We start from the raw sequence: 21188 nt of genomic DNA, 5'->3' as shown, positions 1-21188 counted from the left end.
GTGGCTTGGGCAGCGGACGTGCCGCGCCGCCGCCGGAGAAGCTGGGGGCGGCGGCGCGCCTGCGGATCCCCGCTGTGATCGCGGGGATCCTGCGTCGGCGGAGTCCCGCGTTACTGGACGATCTGGCCGATCTTCGGGGCGGGCTCGTTCTTGTAGTTCGCCGGTCCGAAGTTGTCCTTGACGGCCTTCTCCCAGGCGCCGTCGCTGACCATCTTCTTCAGTGCATCGTTGATCTTGTTCACGGTCGCGGTGTCGCCCTTCTTCACACCGATGCCGTAGTTCTCGTTGCTCAGCTTGAGGCCGGTGAGCTTGAACTGCCCCTTGTACTGCTCCTGCGCCGCGAAGCCGGCGAGGATCGCGTCGTCCGTGGTCAGGGCGTCGAGCTGATCGCTCTGCAGACCCGCGATGCACTCCGAGTAGCCACCGAGCTGCTGGAGCTGGGCCTTCGGCGCGATCTCGTCCTTGACGTTCTGCGCCGAGGTGGAGCCGGTCACCGAGCACAGCTTCTTGCCGTTGAGGTCGGTGCCCTCCTTGATGTCCGAGTCCGCCTTCACCAGCAGGTCCTGGTGGGCCAGCAGGTACGGACCGGCGAAGTCGACCTTCTGCTTGCGCTCGTCGGTGATCGAGTACGTGGCCGCGATCATCTTCACGTCGCCGCGGGACAGCGCGTTCTCACGGTCGGCGCTCTTGGTCTCGACCCACTCGATCTGGTCGGGCTTGTAGCCCAGTTCCTTGGCAACGTACGTCGCCACGTCCACGTCGAAGCCGGAGAAGGAACCATCGGGCTCCTTCAGGCCCAGACCGGGCTGGTCGTACTTGATGCCGATCTTGATCGTCTTACCGCCGCCAGAACCGGAGCCGTTCGAGTCGCCGTCACCGTCACCACCGCAGGCGGTAGCGGTCAGAGCGAGGACGAGAGCGGTGGCGGCCGCGGCGGAGACCTTGCGGAGCTTCATTGGGAACATCCTTTGCCGTGAAGAGAAAACCGTCGTTGCGGGTGACGCGGATCGTCGCGGGCGCGACGCGCGCCTCAGTGGTGCAGGATCTTCGACAGGAAGTCCTTGGCACGGTCGCTGCGCGGATTGCTGAAGAACTGGTCGGGCGCAGCCTCCTCGACGATTCGGCCGTCCGCCATGAACACCACGCGGTTTGCGGCCGATCGTGCGAAACCCATCTCATGGGTGACGACGATCATGGTCATGCCGTCGCGGGCGAGCTGCTGCATGACCTCCAGCACCTCGTTGATCATCTCGGGGTCGAGCGCGGAGGTCGGCTCGTCGAAGAGCATCACCTTCGGCTCCATGGCCAGCGCCCGGGCGATCGCGACACGCTGCTGCTGGCCGCCGGAGAGCTGCGCCGGATACTTCTCGGCCTGCGCGCCCACACCGACCCGGTCGAGCAGGGCGCGGGCCCGCTCCTCGGCCGCCTTCTTGTCCTTCTTGCGGACCTTGATCTGGCCGAGCATCACGTTCTCGAGCACGGTCTTGTGCGCGAAGAGGTTGAAGGACTGGAAGACCATCCCGACGTCGGCGCGCAGCTTGGCCAGCGCCTTGCCCTCGGCGGGCAGCGGCTTGCCGTCGATGGTGATCGTGCCGGAGTCGGTCGTCTCCAGGCGGTTGATGGTGCGGCACAGGGTGGACTTGCCGGACCCGGAGGGCCCGATGACCACCACGACTTCACCGCGGGCGATCGTCAGGTCGATGTCCTGGAGTACGTGCAACGCGCCGAAGTGCTTGTTGACGCTCTTCAGGACGACCAGTTCTCCGGTCGCGGCCACATCTTCCTTGGCCACCGATACTTCGGTCATCGCTCTCAGGCTCCGTCCTCCTCGGTTTCGGAGGACAGTAGTAACCCTCTACGACCTGCGTCATTACATCTGAGGGGAATCTGAGCATCACGATCCGATAGCAATCGGACACGTGTCGTAGCACTTATGAGCAGGGCTCATATCGGCCGGGTAACGGAAGCGCTCCGCAACCGGAACCCTCTTGACGCCGTCCTCATCCATCAGCGTGACTGCACACGGTGCACGCGCGCGTGCACACTTCTCGTACACACCTAGATCGTACGGCCAGTGAACCGAAGGGGGACCGGATGAGACTGCTGCTCGTCGAGGACGACAACCACGTCGCCGCCGCCCTGTCGGCGGTTCTGGCGCGGCACGGGTTCGATGTCACGCACGCGCGCAGCGGTGAGGAGGCCCTCCAGGCCCTCGTTCCCGAGAGCGACTGCTTCGGCGTCGTCCTCCTCGACCTCGGCCTGCCCGACCAGGACGGATACGAGGTCTGCGGCAAGATCCGCAAACGCACCAGCACTCCGGTGATCATGGTGACCGCCCGCTCCGACGTGCGCTCCCGCATCCACGGCCTCAACCTCGGCGCCGACGACTACGTGGTGAAGCCCTACGACACCGGGGAACTGCTCGCCCGTATCCACGCCGTGAGCCGGCGCACCTCCCACGAGGACACCTCCAGCGGCATCGAGACCGAGCTGCGGCTCGGCCCGGTGCACATCGAGCTGCCCAACCGCCGGGTCAGCGTGGACGGCTCGGTGATCCAGCTGACCCGCAAGGAGTTCGACCTGCTGGCGCTGCTCGCGCAGCGGCCCGGAGTGGTCTTCCGCCGGGAGCAGATCATCAGTGAGGTGTGGCAGACGAGCTGGGAGGGGACAGGGCGGACCCTTGAGGTGCATGTGGCGTCCCTGCGCGCCAAGCTGCGCATGCCGGCCCTCATCGAGACCGTACGCGGAGTCGGTTACCGGCTCGTCGCGCCTGCCGCGTAGCGGGGTCGGGTGCGCACTCGTCTGCTCCCGCTGCTCATCATCCTGATGGCGGCCGTACTGCTCGCGCTCGGCGTTCCGCTCGCCGTGAGCCTCGCCGGCGCCCAGCAGCAGAAGGTCGTCGTCGACCGGATCGACGACACGGCGCGCTTCGCCGCCCTCGCCCAGTTCGTCACCGACTCGCCCGACGGAACCGAGGGCGCGTTCGAGAACGAACGCCTGGCCACCCTCAGCAGCGAGCTGACCAGCTACTACGACGTCTACGGCATCCGGTCCGGGGTCTTCTACCGTAGCGGCAGTGCCATGGCTCATGCCCCGGCCACATGGTCGCTGCCGAAGGAGGGCGAGGTCCGGGACGCGTTCGACGAGGCGCTGCTCAGCCGCCGCAGCCACGACCCGCAGCAGGTGTGGCCCTGGCAGCGACGCAACCTCGTGGTCGCCTCGCCGGTCATCCGGGACGGTGACGTCGTCGCGGTCGTCGTCACCGACTCGCCCACCGGGCAGCTGCGCTCCCGCACGCTGCACGGCTGGCTGGTCATCGGCGCGGGCGAGTTCGCCGCGATGCTGCTGGCCGTCGGTGCCGCCCTGCGGCTGACCGGCTGGGTGCTCAAGCCCGTACGGGTGCTGGACGCCACCACCCACGACATCGCCACCGGGCGGCTCAAGTCCCGGGTGGCCGCCGCCGGCGGGCCGCCGGAACTCCAGCGTCTGGCCCGGTCGTTCAACGAGATGGCGGACAACGTGGAGGACGTGCTGGAGCAGCAGCGCGCCTTCGTCGCCGACGCCTCGCACCAATTGCGCAACCCCCTCGCGGCGCTGCTGCTGCGCATCGAGCTGCTCTCCTTCGAGCTGCCCGAGGGCAACAAGGAGATCGCCTCGGTCCAGGCCGAGGGCAAGCGCCTCGCGCAGGTCCTGGACGACCTGCTCGACCTGGCGCTGGCCGAGCACACCGAGGCGGATCTGAAGATCACGGACATCGGCGAGCTCGCCGCGGAGCGCGTCGCCGCTTGGGCCCCGACCGCCGAGGCCAAGGGCGTGCGCCTGGTGGGGGACTGCCCGCCGACCACCGCGTGGGCCGACCCGATCGCACTGTCCAGCGCGCTGGACGCGGTCATCGACAACGCCGTGAAGTTCACGCCCGGGGACCAGACCGTCGAGGTGACCGTCGCCTCCCACGGCGACACCTCCACCGTCGTCGTCACGGACCACGGCCCGGGCCTCACCGACGAGGAGCTGGCCCGCGTCGGCGACCGTTTCTGGCGCAGCGGCCGGCATCAGAACATCAAGGGCTCGGGCCTCGGGCTGTCCATCTCGCGGGTGCTGCTCGCGGCGGGCGGCGGTTCGATCGCCTACGACCGTCACGAGCCGCACGGGCTGAAGGTCACGGTGGCGGTGCCGAGGTCGGCACCGGCGGCTTGACGCCGGCCGACCACGAGAAGGCCTGGGCGCTAAGGCTTGACCGACTGGTAGTAGCGCTGGGCGCCGGCGTGCAGCTGCAGCGGGTCGGTGTAGATCGCCGTGCGGACGTCGACCAGCTGGGCGGAGTGGACGGTCGCGCCGATGAGGTCCCGGCTGTCGAGCACCGTGCGGGTCAGCCACTCGGTGAGCCGCGGGTCCATGTCGCTGCGTGTGAGCAGCACGTTGGACACCGCCAGGGTCGGCACCGCGTGACCGCGCTGGATCGTGGGGTAGGCCGACTCCGGCATCTTGGTGGCGCGGTAGTAGCGCGTGGCGCCGCCCTGGTCGTGCAGCTCGGCCACGAGCGAGGCGTCGATCGGCACGAACCGGAAGGCCGAGGCCGACTTCTTGGCCGGCCGGCTGAGCCCGTCCGTGGGCAGCCCGCCCGACCAGAAGAACGCGTCGAGGCCGTGCCCCAGCCGCTTGGGCCCGGTGTCGATGCCGTCCGAGGACGGCTGGATGTCCGTCTCCGGGTCGATGCCGGCCGCCCGCAGCACCCCGTTGGCTATCAGCCGCACACCGGAGTTGGGCAGCCCTATGGCCACGCGCTTGCCCCGCAGGTCGGCGACGGAGCGGATGTCCGAGTCCGGCGGCACGACGAGCTGGACGTAGTCGTCGTACAGGCGGGCGAGGCCGCGCAGCCGGTCGGCGCCCGGGGCGTTGTCCAGCTTGTACGTGGCGATCGCGTCGGCCGCGGCGATGGCGAAGTCGGCCTTGCCGGTCGCCACATCGGCGACGTTCTCCTGTGAGCCGGCGCTGGTCAGCAGCCGCACCTTCAGATCGGGCATGTCCTTGTCGATCTCGGTGCGCAGGAGTTCGCCGTACTCGTGGTAGACCCCGGCGCGGGTGCCCGTGCTGAACGTGATGGTCCCGCTCGGCGGCTCATCGGCCCAGGGGCGCAGCCACCACAGCAGCAGGCCGAGGACCACGAGGGCGGCGGTGCCGCCCTGCAGGGCCCCGCGCCTGCCGATACGGGGGAGCGTTCTGGACATGCGGGCGATCCTGCCAGCCGGGGTGCCCCTCTGACCAGGGCAGGGGTCACAGGGTGCGGGCGGGGGAGTTTCAGTGGCCGCCACTACAGTCGCCCCATGAGCTCTTCGCCCGCCGACCTGGTCCGTGAATTCCACCGTGCTTTCGGCCTGGACGCCCGCAGCACGCCGACGGAGGTCTCCCCGGAACTCGCCGCTCACCGGGGCGAGCTCCTCGCGGAGGAGGCCGCCGAGGTGGCCGAGGTGTCGGTGCGGGGCCCGCTCGACCGGCTCGCCCACGAGCTGGCGGACGTGGTCTACGTCGCCTACGGCACCGCCCTGGTGCACGGCATCGACCTGGACGCGGTCCTCGCCGAGGTCCACCGCTCCAACATGACGAAGATCGGCCCCGACGGCTCGGTCTCCCGCCGCGGGGACGGCAAGGTCCTCAAGGGGGAGCACTACGAGGCGCCGGACGTGCCCGGAGTGCTGCGCAGACAGGGGTGGGCACCGGGCGGGGGTGCCTGACCCGGGTCGTCCCGGCGATCACGCTCGGGGTCATGAGGACCCCCGGCCGCCCGGCTCACCCCTCCTCAGTCGGCGACCGGGGCCTCGGTCTCGGTCGCCCGGGGCGCCGGCTCCGGGCGGCTGGGCTCGCGCCGCCGCCCCCACCAGGTCGCCACCGGCTCGGTGTAGCGCGCGGTGAGCGGGCCCAGCACCACCAGGATCAGGACGTAGGCCGTGGCCAGGGGGCCGAGGGACGGTTCGATACCGGCCGAGACCGCCAGGCCTGCGATGACGATCGAGAACTCGCCGCGGGCCACCAGCGCGCCACCCGCACGCCAGCGTCCCTTGACGGAGATCCCGGCCCGCCGGGCCGCCCAGTACCCGGTGGCGATCTTCGTCAGCGCGGTGACGACGGCCAGCCCGAGAGCGGGCAGCAGGACGGGCGGGATGCTCGACGGGTCGGTGTGCAGCCCGAAGAAGACGAAGAACACCGCCGCGAACAGGTCACGCAGGGGACTCAGCAGGGTGTGCGCACCCTCCGCCACCTCCCCCGACAGTGCGATGCCCACCAGGAAGGCCCCGACCGCCGCCGACACCTGGAGCTGCTGGGCGACGCCTGCGACCAGGATCGTCAGACCCAGCACGACCAGCAGCAGCTTCTCCGGGTCGTCGCTGGAGACGAACCGCGAGATGACCCTGCCGTAGCGCACGGCAAGGAAGAGCACGAGCCCGGCCGCGCCCAGCGCGATCGCCAGGGTCACGCTCCCGGCCATCAGGCCGACGCCGGCCACCAGCGCCGTGACGATGGGCAGGTACACCGCCATCGCCAGGTCCTCCAGCACCAGCACGCTGAGGATCACCGGGGTCTCCCGGTTGCCGACCCGGCCCAGGTCGCCCAGCACCTTCGCGATCACACCGGAGGACGAGATCCAGGTGACACCGGCCAGCACGACGGCGGCCACCGGACCCCAGCCGAGCAGCAACGCCACGGCCGCCCCGGGCAGCGCGTTGAGGGCGCAGTCGACCAGACCGGACGGGTAGTGGGTCTTGAGGTTGGAGACCAGATCGCTCGCCGTGTACTCCAGGCCGAGCATCAGCAGCAGCAGGATGACGCCGATCTCCGCGCCCGTGGCGACGAACTCCTCGCTCGCGCCGAACGGCAGCAGACCGCCCTCACCGAAGGCCAGACCGGCCAGGAGGTACAGGGGTATCGGGGAGAGCCGGAAGCGGCCGGCGAACCGGCCGAGCAGGCCGAGGCCGAGAATGATGGAACCGAACTCGATGAGCAGAACCGCGGAGTGCAACGGCTCACTCCCGCCCGAGTATGGTCGCCGCCGCGTCGACGCCCTCACGGGTGCCCACGACGATCAGCGTGTCACCGCCCGCCAGCCGGAAGTCAGGGGCGGGCGACGGGATGGCCTCGGCCCGGCGCAGCACGGCCACCACCGAGGCGCCCGTCTCCGTCCGCATCCGCATGTCGCCCAGCACCCGCCCGTTCCAGCGCGACGTCGCGGCCACCTCGATCCGCTCGGCGACCAGCCCCAGGTCCGTGGTGTAGAGCAGGCTCGGGCTGTGGTGGGACGGCTTCAGCGCGTCGATCAGCGACCCGGCTTCCGAGCTGGTCAGCTTCAGGGACTGGGCGCAGGAGTCGGGGTCGTCGGAGCGGTAGACGTTCACCGTGCGCGTGCCGTCGCGGTGCGCCACCACCGACAAATGGCGGTGCTCCCGGGTCTCCAGGTCGTACTGGACCCCGATACCCGGGAGTGGCGTCGCCTTCAGGCGCGGAGCTGACACGTTGCTTCCCCTTGTTCCATCAGTTCGTCTGGTCGGTCTTGTTTGTTCTGCTGTGGTGGTCTGATGAGCGGCGTCGATCACCGGACGGGTCAAGTCCGCATGGTCCCATCCGGCCGTACGGTGACGACATGGGTGTCGTGACGGATATACGCAGCGGCCGGTCGCCGGAGAGGGTGGACGGGGCGGTGCACTGCGCGAAGGCCGGAAGGAGCGGATCCAGGAGCGTGTCGTTGTTCTGGCGGATCTTCTCGCTCAACGCCGTCGGCCTGGTCGTGGCCACGGCGCTGCTGCTCGGCCCGGTCACGGTGTCCACCCCCGTCCTCGTGGGCGAGGCCCTCGTCCTGCTCGGCGGCCTGGTGCTGCTGCTCGCCGGCAACGCGCTCGTGCTGCGGTTCGGCCTGGTGCCCCTGCAACGCCTGGACCGGGCCATGGCCACCGCGGACCTGCTGCGTCCTGGCTCCCGGCCGGTGGTCGCGGGGCCGGCGGAGACGGCCGGGCTGATCACGACGTACAACATGATGCTCGACCGGCTGGAGGCCGAGCGGGCCTCGGGCGCCGCCCGGGCGCTGTCCGCGCAGGAGAGCGAGCGGCACCGGATCGCCCGGGAGCTCCACGACGAGGTCGGGCAGACCCTGACCGCCGTTCTCCTCCAGCTCAAGCGCGTCGCGGATCTGGCACCGGAGGACCTTCGCGAGGAGGTGGGCCAGGCGCAGGAGGCCACGCGCGCCGGCCTGGACGAGATCCGCCGGATCGCCCGTCGGCTGCGCCCCGGTGTGCTGGAGGAACTCGGGCTGGCCAGCGCCCTGCGCTCGCTCGCCGGTGAGTTCACGACCCACGGGCTGACCGTGGGCCACCACGTCACCGGCGAGCTCCCCGCCCTGACCCCCGAAGCGGAACTCGTCGTCTACCGGGTCGCCCAGGAGGGCCTGACCAACACCGCCCGGCACGCCGCCGCCGACCGCGCCGAACTCCGCCTCCAGCCGGTCCCCGGCGGCGTCGAACTCCTCGTACGCGACAACGGCACGGGCCTCGGCGACGCCCCCGAAGGCGCAGGCCTCACCGGCATGCGCGAACGCGCGCTGCTCGTCGGTGCCGCCCTCACTCTCGGGAACGCGCCCGGCGGGGGCACCGACGTACGGCTGCGCGTACCGGTGGCCGTGCGCGTACCAGTGACCGAAGGACCCCGCTGATGCCCGCACCGATCCGCGTGCTGCTCGCCGACGACCACACCCTCGTGCGCCGGGGCGTGCGCCTCATCCTGGACGGGGAGCCCGACCTCACGGTCGTGGCCGAGGCCGGGGACGGCGCCGAGGCCGTCGCACGCGCGCGTGAGACCCCCGTCGACCTCGCCGTCCTGGACGTGGCCATGCCCCGCATGACCGGTCTCCAGGCCGCCCGGGAACTCTCCCGCCGGCTGCCCGACCTGCACATCCTGATCCTGACCATGTACGACAACGAGGAGTACTTCTTCGAGGCGCTCCGGGCCGGGGCCAGCGGCTACGTCCTGAAGTCCGTCGCCGACCGCGACCTGGTCGAGGCCTGCCGGGCGGCCGTCCGCGACGAGCCGTTCATCTACCCGGGTGCCGAACGGGCCCTCGTCCGCTCCTATCTGGAGCGGCTGCACCGCGGGGACGGCCTGCCGGAGAGGGCCATCACCGAACGCGAGGAGGAGATCCTCAAGCTGGTCGCCGAAGGCCACACCTCGAAGGAGATCGGCGAACTCCTCTTCATCAGCGCCAAGACCGTCGAACGCCACCGCGCCAACCTCCTCCAGAAGCTCGGCATGCGCGACCGCCTGGAGCTGACCCGGTACGCGATCAGGGCCGGACTCATCGAACCCTGAGCCCCGGGCGGTGGTTGTCCACAGGCGGCCGAGCCACGTTCGCCGACCGCCTACCCTTGTCCCCATGAGCAGCATCGACCGGAGCCAGTCAGTGGGCGGCACGCGCACATACGAGGTACGCACCTACGGGTGCCAGATGAACGTCCACGACTCCGAGCGATTGTCCGGACTGCTGGAGGACGCGGGCTACGTCCGCGCCCCCGAGGGCGCCGACGAGGCGGATGTCGTCGTCTTCAACACCTGCGCGGTGCGGGAGAACGCCGACAACAAGCTGTACGGCAACCTGGGACACCTGGCGCCGAAGAAGGCGAGCCGCCCCGGCATGCAGATCGCGGTCGGCGGCTGCCTCGCGCAGAAGGACCGCGACACCATCGTGAAGCGGGCGCCCTGGGTGGACGTCGTCTTCGGCACGCACAACATCGGCAAGCTGCCGGTCCTGCTGGAGCGCGCCCGCGTGCAGGAGGAGGCGCAGGTCGAGATCGCCGAGTCGCTGGAGGCGTTCCCCTCGACGCTGCCCACCCGCCGCGAGAGCGCCTACGCGGCCTGGGTCTCCATTTCCGTCGGCTGCAACAACACCTGCACCTTCTGCATCGTCCCGGCCCTGCGCGGCAAGGAGAAGGACCGCCGCCCCGGCGACATCCTCGCCGAGATCGAGGCCCTGGTCGCCGAGGGCGTCTCCGAGATCACGCTGCTGGGGCAGAACGTCAACGCCTACGGCTCCGACATCGGCGACCGCGAGGCCTTCAGCAAGCTGCTGCGCGCCTGCGGGAAGATCGACGGCCTGGAGCGCGTCCGCTTCACCTCCCCGCACCCGCGGGACTTCACCGACGACGTCATCGCCGCCATGGCCGAGACGCCGAACGTGATGCCGCAGCTGCACATGCCGCTCCAGTCCGGTTCGGACCCGGTCCTGAAGGCGATGCGCCGCTCCTACCGTCAGGAGCGCTTCCTCGGCATCATCGAGAAGGTCCGCGCCGCCATCCCGCACGCCGCGATCAGCACGGACATCATCGTGGGCTTCCCCGGCGAGACCGAGGAGGACTTCGAGCAGACGCTGCACGTGGTGCGTGAGGCCCGCTTCGCCCAGGCCTTCACCTTCCAGTACTCAAAGCGCCCCGGCACCCCGGCCGCCGAGATGGACGGCCAGATCCCCAAGAAGGTCGTCCAGGAGCGCTACGAGCGGCTCGTCGCCCTCCAGGAGGAGATCTCCTGGGAGGAGAACAAGAAGCAGGTCGGCCGCACGCTGGAGCTGATGGTCGCCGAGGGCGAGGGCCGCAAGGACGGCACCACCCACCGCCTCTCCGGCCGCGCCCCCGACAGCCGCCTCGTCCACTTCACCAAGCCGGACAAGGAGGTCCGCCCCGGCGACGTGGTCACGGTCGAGATCACCTACGCCGCCCCGCACCACCTCCTCGCCGAGGGCCCCGTGCTGGACGTGCGCCGCACGCGCGCGGGGGACGCCTGGGAGAAGCGCAACGCGGCCGAGAAGGCCAAGCCCGTCGGCGTGATGCTGGGCCTGCCGAAGATCGGCGCCCCCGAGCCCCTGCCGGCCGTGGCGAGCGGGTGCGGCTGCGACTGAGCCGGGCGGCTGCCGCCCTGTGCGGTGGCAGCGGCTCCTGCTCCTGAGAGTTACCCTGCCGATCATGCTTGTCGCCGCCGCTGTCTGCCCCTGCCCGCCCCTGCTGGTCCCCGAGGTCGCCGCGGGCGCCGCCCCGGAACTGGACGCGGCACGGGCCGCCTGCGCGGACGCGCTGGGGGTGCTCGCCGCCGCTCGGCCCGGCCGGCTCGTGGTCGCCGGACCGGTGGACGGTGCCGGGGTCGAGACGCACCCACAGGGGACATCGGGGTCCTTCCGGGGCTTCGGCGTCGACCTCGACGTACGGCTGGGAGCGGCCGAGGGCGCGGACACGGAACGGCGGCTGCCGTATTCGCTGGCGGTGGCGGCCTGGCTGCTGGAGCGGACCGGGTGGTCCGACGCCCCGCTCGAGGGCCTCGGCGTGGGGGTGTCGTACCCGCCCGTGCTGTGCGCGCGGACGGGGAAGGAGATCGCCGCCCGGGACGAGCGGGTGGCCCTGCTGGTGATGGGTGACGCCAGCGCGTGCCGGACGCTCAAGGCCCCGGGCTATCTGGACGAACGGGCGGCACCCTTCGACGCGGAGGTCGCACGCGCGCTCGGCGCGGCGGACGTGGCGGCCCTCAGCACGCTGGACACAGGGCTGGCGCACGAGCTGAAGGTGTCCGGCCGGGCCCCCTGGCAGGTCCTGGCGGGCGCGGCCGACGGTGCGGCCCTCGGAGGCTCGCTGCTGTACGAGGACGCGCCGTACGGCGTGGGGTACGTCGTCGCCGCCTGGTCGTAGACCGGCGGCGCGGCGCGGCGCGGGACAAGGGCACGGAAACGGCGGACGGCCGGGAGCCACCGTGCTCCGCGGCCGTCCGCCGATGTGCCCTTCACCGTGCCGATGCGCGCTCGCAATTTGATGCGCCGCTGTGCGGTCAGGAGGTGGGCGGTGGTGCCTCCTCCGGAGGCGGAGTGCCGCCCGCGTCCCGCGGTGGAGCCGTCCGGCCGGTGCCGGGCGTCTTCGTGCCGTGTGCGCCGGGCGTCGTCGTGCCGCCCGTGTCCGATGCGGTGTCGCCATGGTGCGTGAGACGGCCCATGGCGCCCTTGGCCCGGCCCGTGCCCGACTGGATCCTGTCGCTGTACTTGCCCTTGGTCGTCTTGTCGACGGCCTGCGCGGCCTTGTCGAGGCCGTGATGGATCTTGCCCTCGTGCCGCTGTGCGAGGTCCGAGACCTTGCCCTTGGCCGGGCCCAGCTTGGCTTTCACGTTGTCCATGAAACCCATGGCTCACCTTCCCTGGCGCAGGGGGCGGTCAGGTACGGGCGCCCTCGCCGGCCTCGTTGTCTGCCGCCTTCTCGGTGGACTGCTGCTTGGGGATGTCGACACCCTCCGGCTCGGTGGACTTGGGGGCCTCGGTGGCGGCCTCGGCAGCCGTCTCGGCGGCTTCCTCCGCTCCCTCGGTGCCCTTCGCCTCCGCGGCCTCGGCCGTCTCCGTCTCGGGGTCGGCCTTCGCCGTGTCGGTCCGAGCCTCGGCCGCAGGCGTCTCCGCCGTGGCCTTCGACCGCCGGAGAAGTCGTGCAAAAACGCCCATATCCACTCCATACGTTACTCGTGCGGGCGAAATCCCGCGTTGCCCGGTGCGTCAATTTGCGCGGCCCGGGTCACCGCCTCTGTGATCCGGCGGCAGGAACCTCGCAACGGGCAACGACCCCGCGGTCGTCGCGTCACGTAACTCGTTCGAGACCCGGCGTCGAGGTTTGCGAGACTGGGGCGGTGAGCAGTGCACCCCCCGCCCCCCGCGTCATCGCCGTCGTCGGACCGACTGCGGCCGGAAAGTCCGATCTGGGCGTATTTCTGGCCCAGCGTCTCGGTGGTGAAGTCGTCAACGCCGACTCCATGCAGCTCTACCGAGGGATGGACATCGGCACCGCCAAGCTGACGCCCGAGGAGCGCGACGGCGTCCCCCACCACCTGCTGGACATCTGGGACGTGACCGTCACGGCCTCCGTCGCCGAGTACCAGCGCCTGGCCCGGGAGCGGATCGAGGCGCTGCTCGCCGAGGGCCGCTGGCCGATCCTGGTCGGCGGCTCCGGCCTGTATGTGCGCGGGGCCGTCGACAACCTGGAGTTCCCCGGCACCGACCCGGAGGTCCGCGCCCGCCTGGAGGAGGAACTCGCGCTGCGCGGTTCCGGCGCGCTGCACGCCCGCCTGGCCGCCGCCGACCCCGAGGCCGCCCGCGCGATCCTGCCGAGCAACGGCCGCCGGGTCGTCCGCGCGCTGGAGGTGATCGAGATCACCGGCAGGCCCTTCACGGCCAACCTCCCCGGCCACGACTCGGTGTACGACACCGTGCAGATCGGCGTCGACGTGGCCCGTCCCGAACTGGACGAGCGCATCGCGCGCCGGGTCGACCGGATGTGGGACGCCGGCCTCGTGGACGAGGTGCGCGCACTCCAGGCGCAGGGGTTGCGCGAAGGGCGTACGGCCTCGCGCGCGCTCGGCTACCAGCAGGTGCTCGCGGCGCTCGCCGGGGAGTGCACCCTCGAAGAAGCGCGGACCGAGACCGTGCGTGCCACCAAGCGCTTCGCGCGCCGCCAGGATTCATGGTTCAGGCGCGATCCGCGGGTGCACTGGTTGAGTGGAGCGGCGGCCGATCTGGCGGAACTTCCGCAGCTCGCGCTGTCCTTGGTCGAACGACCGGTTACAGCCTGATCACGTCATGGCATCGGGACGCCCAGGCCGTCATCCGGTTCTTCGGCGGCGTGCCATCATCGAGCTTCGATCGACCGAGTTGAGTCCTAGTTGGGAGGGCGCGTGGCGATGGAGGCCGGCCCTCGCGACACCGCACGAAGCACCGATCACATCACCGCCGAGCGGGATGAACCGGGGCGCGGGGACGACGGCGCGGCGGAGCAGGAGGCGGACCACCTCAGCTCCGACGGGCCCGACGAGACGCAGGGCGTGACGGACGACGGTCCCGAGCCCGGCGAGATGTTCGCCGACGAGGTCGAGGTCGAGCTGCGCCCGCAGCGCCGGCTCCGCATCTGGCAGCTGGCCCCCATCGTGAGCCTCGCAGCCCTCGGCTCCCTGATGTTCGCCTTCCCGCTCGCCTTCGACTTCGGCGACAGCGGGGCCGTCATCGCCATGCTGGGCCTGCTGATCTGCTCCTGCGCGGCCGGCTGGGGCATGATGGCCGCCCGCCGGGTCGGTTACACCTGGCCCGGCCTGCCGGCCCGCGGCTCCGGCCGCAGACCCGACTGGCGGGTCGTCCTCGCGTACGCCCTGGTCGTGGCCGTCGTGGTGGTCCTCGCCGTGTGGCGGGTGGCACGACTGCGGTAGGGGACGCGTGCCCCGTTACGATCGGGGCATGAGCACGCGGATCGCCTTCCTCAAGGGTCACGGCACCGAGAACGACTTCGTGATCGTCCCGGACCCCGAGAACGCCATCGACCTGCCCCCGGCCGCCGTCGCCGCCCTGTGCGACCGCCGCGCGGGCATCGGCGGTGACGGGCTGCTGCATGTCGTGCGATCCGCCGCGCATCCGGAGGCCGAGGGCATGGCGGCCGAGGCGGAGTGGTTCATGGACTACCGCAACGGCGACGGCTCGGTCGCGGAGATGTGCGGCAACGGCGTGCGGGTGTTCGCGCGCTACCTCCAGCGCGCCGGTCACGTGACCGAGGGAGACCTCGCGGTCGCCACGCGCGGGGGCGTGAAGACCGTGCACGTCGCCAAGGACGGTGACGTGACCGTGGGCATGGGCCGGGCGGTGCTCCCCGAGGGCGACGTCACGGTGCGTGTCGGCGAACGCAGCTGGACCGCGCGGAACGTCAACATGGGCAACCCGCACGCGGTCGCCTTCGTGGACGACCTCTCGCACGCCGGTGATCTGCTCTCCCCGCCGCCCATCAGCCCGGCCGCCGCGTACCCGGACGGTGTGAACGTGGAGTTCGTGGTGGACCGCGGCGCCGGGCACGTCGCGCTGCGGGTGCACGAACGCGGCTCCGGCGAGACCCGCTCGTGCGGCACGGGCGCGTGCGCGGTCGCCGTGGCCGCCGCCCGCCGCGACGGCGCCGACCCGACTGTCACGGGCGCCCCCGCGACCTACACCGTGGACGTCCCCGGCGGCACCCTGGTGATCACCGAGCGGCCCGACGGCGAGATCGAGATGACCGGTCCGGCCGTGATCGTGGCCGAGGGGGAGATCGACGCGGACTGGCTGGAAACCGCCACGTCCGCGTGAGCGGGGACCGATCGTCCTGAAACATCCGCGCCGCTTCGGCCACCCGACCCGAAACCACCGTTGATATCCGGCCACTTGGCGGGAATCGCATCGTGAGAGTGGTGGCGTAGGGGGGTACAAACCTCACATTCGTCCCTCGAATGGGTGATCAGTTTCACGCTGGGCGAGAGGCGGTCAGTCGGGCGTGGTGGGCTCGGTAGCATCAAGCACCGGCCCGGACGGGGGACCGAAGCCGCCCCCTGAGCCGTGTCCGCTCTGGGGCACCCCGTCCGCCGGTTGACGCAGCCGGAGGTGCCCATGAGTGCGGAGGCCACGAATTCCGTGACCCCAGGCCCGATGCCGGGCGCGGTGTCAGGACCGGTGACACCGACAGCCCCCCGCAGAAAGGCCCGCCCCCGGATCGACCTGCGCCGCCTCGGACGCGCGGCGCTGCTGGGCCCGGCCGCCCGCGGCCGGCTGCCCGACGCCATCAGCCATGTCGTCGAGGCCCACCGCGCCCACCACCCCGAGGCGGACCTCGAACCCCTGCGTCACGCCTACGTCCTGGCGGAGTCCTCGCACCGCGGCCAGATGCGCAAGAGCGGCGAGCCGTACATCACGCACCCGCTCGCGGTGACCCTGATCCTCGCCGAACTCGGCGCCGAGACCACGACGTTGACCGCGTCCCTGCTGCACGACACCGTCGAGGACACGGACGTGACGCTCGACCAGGTCCGCGACCAGTTCGGTGAGGAGGTCCGCTACCTCGTCGACGGCGTCACCAAACTGGAGAAGGTCGACTACGGCGCAGCCGCCGAGCCCGAGACCTTCCGCAAGATGCTCGTCGCCACCGGCAACGACGTGCGCGTCATGTCGATCAAGCTCGCCGACCGGCTGCACAACATGCGCACCCTCGGCGTCATGCGCCCCGAGAAGCAGGAGCGCATCGCCAAGGTGACACGTGACGTGCTCATCCCGCTCGCCGAACGGCTCGGCGTCCAGGCGCTCAAGACCGAACTGGAAGACCTGGTCTTCGCGATCCTGCACCCCGAGGAGTACGCCCACACCAGGGAGCTGATCGTCCGCAACGCGGCCCGCGCGGACGACCCGCTCGCCGAGGTCGCCGACGAGGTGCGCGGTGTGCTGCGCGAGGCGGACATCGCGTCCGAAGTCCTCATCCGGCCCCGCCACTTCGTCTCGGTGCACCGCGTCTCCCGCAAGCGCGGCCGGCTCCGCGGCTCCGATTTCGGCCGCGTCCTGGTCCTGGTGAACGAGGACGCCGACTGCTACGGCGTCCTGGGTGAACTGCACACCTGTATGAAGCCGGTGGTCTCGGAGTTCAAGGACTTCATCGCCGTACCGAAGTTCAACCTGTACCAGTCGCTGCACACCGCCGTGGCGCGCGAGGACGGCCAGGTCGTCGAGGTCCTGATCCGCACGCACCAGATGCACAAGGTCGCCGAGGCCGGTGTCGTCGCCCTCGGCAACCCGTACGCACCGGCCCCCGAGGACCCGGTCGACGGCGAGCGCGTCGACCCCACCCGCCCCGGCTGGCTCTCCCGGCTCCTCGACTGGCAGGAGGCGGCACCCGACCCCGACCACTTCTGGTCGGTGCTGCGCGAGGACCTCGCCCAGGACCGCGAGATCACCGTCTTCCGGCCCGACGGCAGGACGCTCGGCCTGCCCGAGGGAGCGACCTGCGTGGACGCCGCGTACGCGCAGTACGGCGAGGACGCGCACGCCTGTATCGGGGCCCGGGTGAACGGCCGCCTGGCGACGCTGAGCACCGTCCTGAGGGACGGCGACACCGTCCAGCTCCTCATGGGCCAGGACCCGGCCTCGGAACCCTCCCGCGAGTGGCTGGAGCATGCCCATACGCCCGCGGCCCGGATCGCCATCCAGCGGTGGCTGGCCGCCCATCCGGCGCAGGCGGAGTCCCAGCAGAGCGAGACGCGGATCGCCGAGGACCGGACGGCCCCGCGGCCCGTCGGCGCACCCGGCCCGGACACTGCCCCGGAGCAGCCCGCCGACCGCCCCGGTACCGGCCATGTCCTCACCGACCTGCCCGGCGCGACCGGCCGGCTCGCCCGCTGCTGCACGCCCGTACCGCCCGATGAGATCACCGGCTTCGCGGTACGCGGAGGAGCGGTCACCGTGCACCGCGTGGAGTGCGCCGCGGTGGCGCGCATGAAGGCCGGGGGGCGTGCGGAGGTCGGCGTGCGCTGGGGGGAGACCGCCGAGTGCCGGGTCACGCTGGTCGCCGAATCGTTCGTCCGTCCCCATCTGCTGGCCGACCTCACCGAGGCCATGGCCTCCGAGGGTGCCGAGATCGTGTCGGCGACCGTCGAGCCTCCGACCCAGCAGCAGGTGCGGCACACCTACACCGTGCAGCTCCCGGACGCCGGCCACCTGCCCGCCCTGATGCGCGCGATGCGCAATGTGGCAGGGGTGTACGACGTCAGCCGGGCCCAGCCGCAGCCGCAGGGGGGCTGACCGGACCCGGGCCCGCGCACGGCTTGCTGGTTCACCGGGTTCACCGGGTTCACCGGTCACCGGTCACCGGTCACCGGTCTCACCGGTCTCACCGGTCTCACCGGGACCCCGGTCACCGGGCTTACCGGGCGTGCCTGCGGGGATGCCGTCCGGAGCGGGCCCCGGTCCTGGCAGGGCCTCCCGGGTGGCCTGGACGGCACCCGGCGCAGGCCCCGGTCCCCGGTTCGGGTGGGACGAGAGCGCGCCGTCCCCGCTGCTCACTCCCGCGCTGATAGCCGTGAGGCATGCTCCTGACCCCCCACAGCCAGGCCACCACCCCCACCCGGCGGCGCCGGACCGCCGCCGCCCTGCTCACCTCGGCGATCTCCGTCTGCCTCGTCGCCGCGAGCGCCCCCGCCGTCCCGCTCGGCGTCGGCGACCGGCTCTTCCCGTACCTCGGCAACCCGGGCTACGACGTGGCGTCGTACGACCTCTCCTTCACCTATCCGGGCAACAACAGCGAACCACTGCGGGCCGTCACCACCATCGACGCCTGGACCACCGCCGACCTGGACCGCGTCAACCTGGACTTCGCCCACGGGACGGTCGAGTCGGTCGAGGTCGACGGCGACCCCGCCGAGTTCCGCACCGCGGGCGAAGACCTGGTGATCACACCCGAGGACTCCGTCTCGGACGGCAACTGGATGCGGATCACCGTGCGGCACACCAGTGATCCCGTGCCCGTCAAGGACCGCGAGGGCGGCTGGGTGCGCACCGCGGACGGCCTCGCCATGGCCAACCAGGCCGACGCCGCGCACCTGGTCTTCCCCTGCAACGACCACCCCTCCGACAAGGCGATGTTCACCATCCGGGTCACCGCACCCGACGGTCACACGGCCGTCGCCAACGGCCTGCCCGCCGGAGTGGAGAAGTCCGGCGGGTCCACGACCTGGACGTACCGCAGCCAGCACCCCATGGCCACCGAACTCACCCAGGTCTCCATCGGCCGCTCCACGGTGCTGCACCGCACCGGCCCGCACGGGCTGCCCGTACGGGACGTCGTCCCGACCGAGCACCGCAAGGCGCTGGAACCCTGGCTGGAGAAGACCCCCGGCCAGATCGCCTGGATGGAGGACAAGGTCGGCCGCTATCCGTTCGAGACGTACGGCCTGCTCATGGCCGACGCGTCCACCGGCTTCGAACTGGAGACCCAGACCCTCTCCCTCTTCGAACGGGAACTCTTCACCGATCCCGTCTACCCCCGGTGGTACGTCGAGGCGATCATGGTCCACGAGCTGGCCCACCAGTGGTTCGGCAACAGCGTCGGCCCTCGCACCTGGTCCGACCTGTGGCTCAACGAAGGGCACGCCACCTGGTACGAGGCGCTGTACGCCGAGGAGCAGGCCGACAAGCCGATGCGGGACCGGATGAAGGCCGCCTACGGAGCCTCCGACCGCTGGCGAGCCGCCGGCGGACCGCCCGCCGCCCCCAAGGCACCCGACCCCGGCCGCAAGACCAGCATCTTCCGCCCCAACGTCTACGACGGCGCCGCGCTCGTCCTGTACGCCCTGCGCCAGGAGATCGGCCACCCGGCCTTCGAACGCCTGGAACGCGCCTGGGTCGGCCGCCACCAGGACGACACCGCCACGACGGAGGACTTCGTCCGGCTAGCAGCCGAGATCTCCGGGCGCGACCTGGACGGGTTCTTCCAGGGCTGGCTGTACGGCGAGAAGACCCCGCCGATGCCGGGGCACCCGGACTGGAAGCCTGAGGCGGCCGCGAAGCCGAAGGCTCCCGGGGAGAAACCGAAGGCCCGTGAGGAGATGCGGGTGGCCCCCGAGGAGAAGCCGGTGGCCCCCGAGGGCAAGCCGGTGGCCGGTGAGGAGCGGGGCCGGCCGATGGTGACGGCCGCCCGGTAAACACGGTGACGAGACGCCCCGTGCCGTGCGACCATCTTCAGGTCGGCGCGGCACGGAACGCCGGGAATCTCCCGGACCGCCCGTGCGTTGCAGACAGTGAACGGTTTCCGACCTACGTAAGGATCCAATGACCTCCTCTTCTTCCTTTTCCCAGGACTCCAAGCGCTTCGCGCACAGCCACCCCGAGGGTCTTCGGGCCGATGCCCTGATGGAAGAGGACGTCGCCTGGAGCCACGAGATCGACGGAGAGCGGGACGGCGACCAGTTCGACCGCTCCGACCGCGCGGCCCTGCGCCGTGTGGTGGGCCTCTCCACCGAACTCGAGGACGTCACCGAGGTCGAGTACCGCCAGCTTCGCCTGGAGCGGGTCGTGCTCGTCGGCGTCTGGACCTCGGGAACCGTGAAGGACGCGGAGAACTCCCTCGCGGAGCTCGCCGCCCTCGCCGAGACGGCCGGCGCGCTGGTGCTCGACGGAGTCACCCAGCGCCGCGACAAGCCCGACGCGGCCACGTACATCGGCTCCGGCAAGGCCGAGGAGCTGCGCGACATCGTCGTCGAGACGGGCGCGGACACCGTCATCTGTGACGGTGAGCTCAGCCCCGGCCAGCTGATCCACCTCGAGGACGTCGTCAAGGTCAAGGTCATCGACCGGACGGCCCTGATCCTGGACATCTTCGCCCAGCACGCCAAGTCCCGGGAGGGCAAGGCGCAGGTCGCTCTCGCGCAGATGCAGTACATGCTGCCGCGACTGCGCGGCTGGGGTCAGTCGCTGTCCCGGCAGATGGGCGGCGGCAAGGGCGGCGGCCTCGCCACTCGTGGTCCCGGTGAGACCAAGATCGAGACGGACCGGCGCCGGATCCGCGAGAAGATGGCGAAGATGCGCCGGGAGATCGCGGAGATGAAGACCGGCCGCGAGATCAAGCGCCAGGAGCGCAAGCGCCACAAGGTGCCGTCCGTGGCCATCGCGGGCTACACCAACGCCGGCAAGTCCTCGCTGCTCAACCGCCTCACGGGCGCGGGCGTGCTGGTGGAGAACGCCCTGTTCGCGACCCTCGACCCGACCGTGCGCCGGGCCGAGACCCCGAGCGGACGGCTGTACACCCTGGCCGACACGGTCGGGTTCGTGCGCCATCTGCCCCACCACCTGGTCGAGGCGTTCCGCTCCACGATGGAGGAGGTCGGCGAGTCCGACCTGATCCTGCACGTGGTCGACGGTTCGCACCCGTTCCCGGAGGAGCAGCTGGCCGCCGTGCGCGAGGTCGTCCGGGATGTCGGCGCCAACGACGTGCCCGAGATCGTCGTGATCAACAAGGCGGACGCGGCCGACCCGCTGACGCTCCAGCGGCTGCTGCGCGTCGAGAAGCGGTCCATCGCCGTCTCGGCCCGCACCGGCCTGGGCATCGAGGAACTGCTCGCGCTCATCGACAACGAGCTGCCGCGTCCGTCGGTCGAGATCGAGGCGCTCGTGCCGTACACGCACGGCAAGCTGGTCGCCCGTGCCCACGACGAGGGCGAGGTGATCTCCGAGGAGCACACCCCGGAGGGCACCCTGCTCAAGGTGCGGGTACACGAGGAGCTGGCGGCGGAGCTCACGCCGTACGTTCCGGCTCCGGCGCTCTGAGCCCGGCCTGAGCGCGCGTCCCGTGCGACGCGACAAGGCCCGCCCCCCGTCA

General features: G+C 71.2%; 20 protein-coding genes. 13 read left to right on the top strand and 7 right to left on the bottom strand.

From position 1 onward, the window contains the following. Window positions 1-110 precede the first annotated feature (110 nt). Window positions 111-956, bottom strand: a complete 846-nt coding sequence (locus tag BJ965_RS10040; protein WP_184908352.1) for a glutamate ABC transporter substrate-binding protein — start codon at window positions 954-956, stop codon at window positions 111-113. Between the two features lie 74 nt (window positions 957-1030). Then, complete coding sequence (locus BJ965_RS10035) at window positions 1031-1807, bottom strand: amino acid ABC transporter ATP-binding protein (RefSeq protein ID WP_030853335.1); 777 nt, start codon at window positions 1805-1807, stop codon at window positions 1031-1033. Between the two features lie 287 nt (window positions 1808-2094). Between BJ965_RS10035 and BJ965_RS10030 the strand changes: the two genes are divergently transcribed. Both BJ965_RS10030 and BJ965_RS10025 read left to right on the top strand, forming a co-directional pair. Next, window positions 2095-2781: a response regulator transcription factor gene (locus BJ965_RS10030; protein WP_184908351.1), complete on the top strand. Its 687-nt coding sequence runs from the start codon at window positions 2095-2097 to the stop codon at window positions 2779-2781. A 9-nt stretch (window positions 2782-2790) separates the two neighbouring features. After that, window positions 2791-4197 (top strand): sensor histidine kinase, encoded by a 1407-nt coding sequence (locus BJ965_RS10025; protein WP_184908350.1) that lies wholly within the window; start codon window positions 2791-2793, stop codon window positions 4195-4197. A 29-nt stretch (window positions 4198-4226) separates the two neighbouring features. Here the strand turns inward: BJ965_RS10025 and BJ965_RS10020 are convergent, their stop codons facing one another. After that, entirely contained in the window at window positions 4227-5228 is a 1002-nt protein-coding gene (locus BJ965_RS10020) for a TAXI family TRAP transporter solute-binding subunit (protein WP_184908349.1), read from the bottom strand. Between the two features lie 96 nt (window positions 5229-5324). Between BJ965_RS10020 and BJ965_RS10015 the strand changes: the two genes are divergently transcribed. Beyond that, window positions 5325-5732: a pyrophosphohydrolase domain-containing protein gene (locus BJ965_RS10015; RefSeq protein ID WP_184908348.1), complete on the top strand. Its 408-nt coding sequence runs from the start codon at window positions 5325-5327 to the stop codon at window positions 5730-5732. A gap of 65 nt (window positions 5733-5797) precedes the next feature. On the opposite strand, the gene BJ965_RS10010 is transcribed toward BJ965_RS10015, so the two are convergent. Continuing rightward, window positions 5798-7015 (bottom strand): cation:proton antiporter, encoded by a 1218-nt coding sequence (locus BJ965_RS10010; protein WP_184908347.1) that lies wholly within the window; start codon window positions 7013-7015, stop codon window positions 5798-5800. A gap of 4 nt (window positions 7016-7019) precedes the next feature. After that, window positions 7020-7505: a cation:proton antiporter regulatory subunit gene (locus BJ965_RS10005; RefSeq protein ID WP_184908346.1), complete on the bottom strand. Its 486-nt coding sequence runs from the start codon at window positions 7503-7505 to the stop codon at window positions 7020-7022. Between the two features lie 128 nt (window positions 7506-7633). On the opposite strand from BJ965_RS10005, the gene BJ965_RS10000 reads away from it, so the two are divergent. The 4 genes from BJ965_RS10000 to BJ965_RS09985 all read left to right on the top strand — a co-directional run bounded on the left by BJ965_RS10000 (window position 7634) and on the right by BJ965_RS09985 (window position 11705). Continuing rightward, window positions 7634-8695 (top strand): sensor histidine kinase, encoded by a 1062-nt coding sequence (locus BJ965_RS10000; RefSeq protein ID WP_221513084.1) that lies wholly within the window; start codon window positions 7634-7636, stop codon window positions 8693-8695. After that, complete coding sequence (locus BJ965_RS09995; protein ID WP_184908345.1) at window positions 8695-9348, top strand: response regulator; 654 nt, start codon at window positions 8695-8697, stop codon at window positions 9346-9348. Before BJ965_RS10000 ends, BJ965_RS09995 begins: the two co-directional genes overlap by 1 nt. A gap of 64 nt (window positions 9349-9412) precedes the next feature. Beyond that, window positions 9413-10927 carry a tRNA (N6-isopentenyl adenosine(37)-C2)-methylthiotransferase MiaB gene (miaB, locus tag BJ965_RS09990; protein ID WP_184908344.1) on the top strand — a complete coding sequence of 505 codons (1515 nt, stop codon included), beginning with the start codon at window positions 9413-9415 and terminating at the stop codon, window positions 10925-10927. A 64-nt stretch (window positions 10928-10991) separates the two neighbouring features. After that, complete coding sequence (locus BJ965_RS09985; protein ID WP_184908343.1) at window positions 10992-11705, top strand: class III extradiol dioxygenase subunit B-like domain-containing protein; 714 nt, start codon at window positions 10992-10994, stop codon at window positions 11703-11705. Between the two features lie 136 nt (window positions 11706-11841). Here the strand turns inward: BJ965_RS09985 and BJ965_RS09980 are convergent, their stop codons facing one another. Together BJ965_RS09980 and BJ965_RS09975 are read right to left on the bottom strand one after the other, a co-directional pair. After that, entirely contained in the window at window positions 11842-12189 is a 348-nt protein-coding gene (locus tag BJ965_RS09980) for an antitoxin (protein ID WP_184908342.1), read from the bottom strand. A gap of 28 nt (window positions 12190-12217) precedes the next feature. Then, window positions 12218-12496 carry a hypothetical protein gene (locus BJ965_RS09975; RefSeq protein WP_184908341.1) on the bottom strand — a complete coding sequence of 93 codons (279 nt, stop codon included), beginning with the start codon at window positions 12494-12496 and terminating at the stop codon, window positions 12218-12220. Window positions 12497-12678: 182 nt separating this feature from the next. Here BJ965_RS09975 and miaA point away from each other — a divergent pair, with 182 nt between their 5' ends. From miaA to hflX, 6 genes are all read left to right on the top strand, one after another. After that, the gene (miaA, locus tag BJ965_RS09970) at window positions 12679-13617 is read left to right on the top strand and encodes a tRNA (adenosine(37)-N6)-dimethylallyltransferase MiaA (protein WP_184908340.1); all 939 of its coding nucleotides are present in this window, start codon (window positions 12679-12681) and stop codon (window positions 13615-13617) included. A 108-nt stretch (window positions 13618-13725) separates the two neighbouring features. Continuing rightward, window positions 13726-14244, top strand: a complete 519-nt coding sequence (locus tag BJ965_RS09965) for a hypothetical protein (protein ID WP_184917018.1) — start codon at window positions 13726-13728, stop codon at window positions 14242-14244. A gap of 28 nt (window positions 14245-14272) precedes the next feature. Beyond that, window positions 14273-15145, top strand: coding sequence for a diaminopimelate epimerase (gene dapF, locus BJ965_RS09960; RefSeq protein ID WP_184908339.1), 873 nt, complete (start codon window positions 14273-14275; stop codon window positions 15143-15145). Window positions 15146-15442: 297 nt separating this feature from the next. Beyond that, window positions 15443-17617 carry a RelA/SpoT family protein gene (locus BJ965_RS09955; protein WP_184908338.1) on the top strand — a complete coding sequence of 725 codons (2175 nt, stop codon included), beginning with the start codon at window positions 15443-15445 and terminating at the stop codon, window positions 17615-17617. 284 nt (window positions 17618-17901) lie between these two features. After that, on the top strand, window positions 17902-19515 hold the full coding sequence (locus BJ965_RS09950; protein WP_246545877.1) for a M1 family metallopeptidase: 1614 nt from the start codon (window positions 17902-17904) through the stop codon (window positions 19513-19515). 127 nt (window positions 19516-19642) lie between these two features. After that, window positions 19643-21136, top strand: a complete 1494-nt coding sequence (hflX, locus tag BJ965_RS09945; protein ID WP_030853286.1) for a GTPase HflX — start codon at window positions 19643-19645, stop codon at window positions 21134-21136. Window positions 21137-21188 lie beyond the last annotated feature (52 nt).

Source organism: Streptomyces luteogriseus (assembly GCF_014205055.1).
Classification (GTDB): domain Bacteria; phylum Actinomycetota; class Actinomycetes; order Streptomycetales; family Streptomycetaceae; genus Streptomyces; species Streptomyces luteogriseus.
This window is presented reverse-complemented; position numbering and strand designations above follow the sequence as displayed.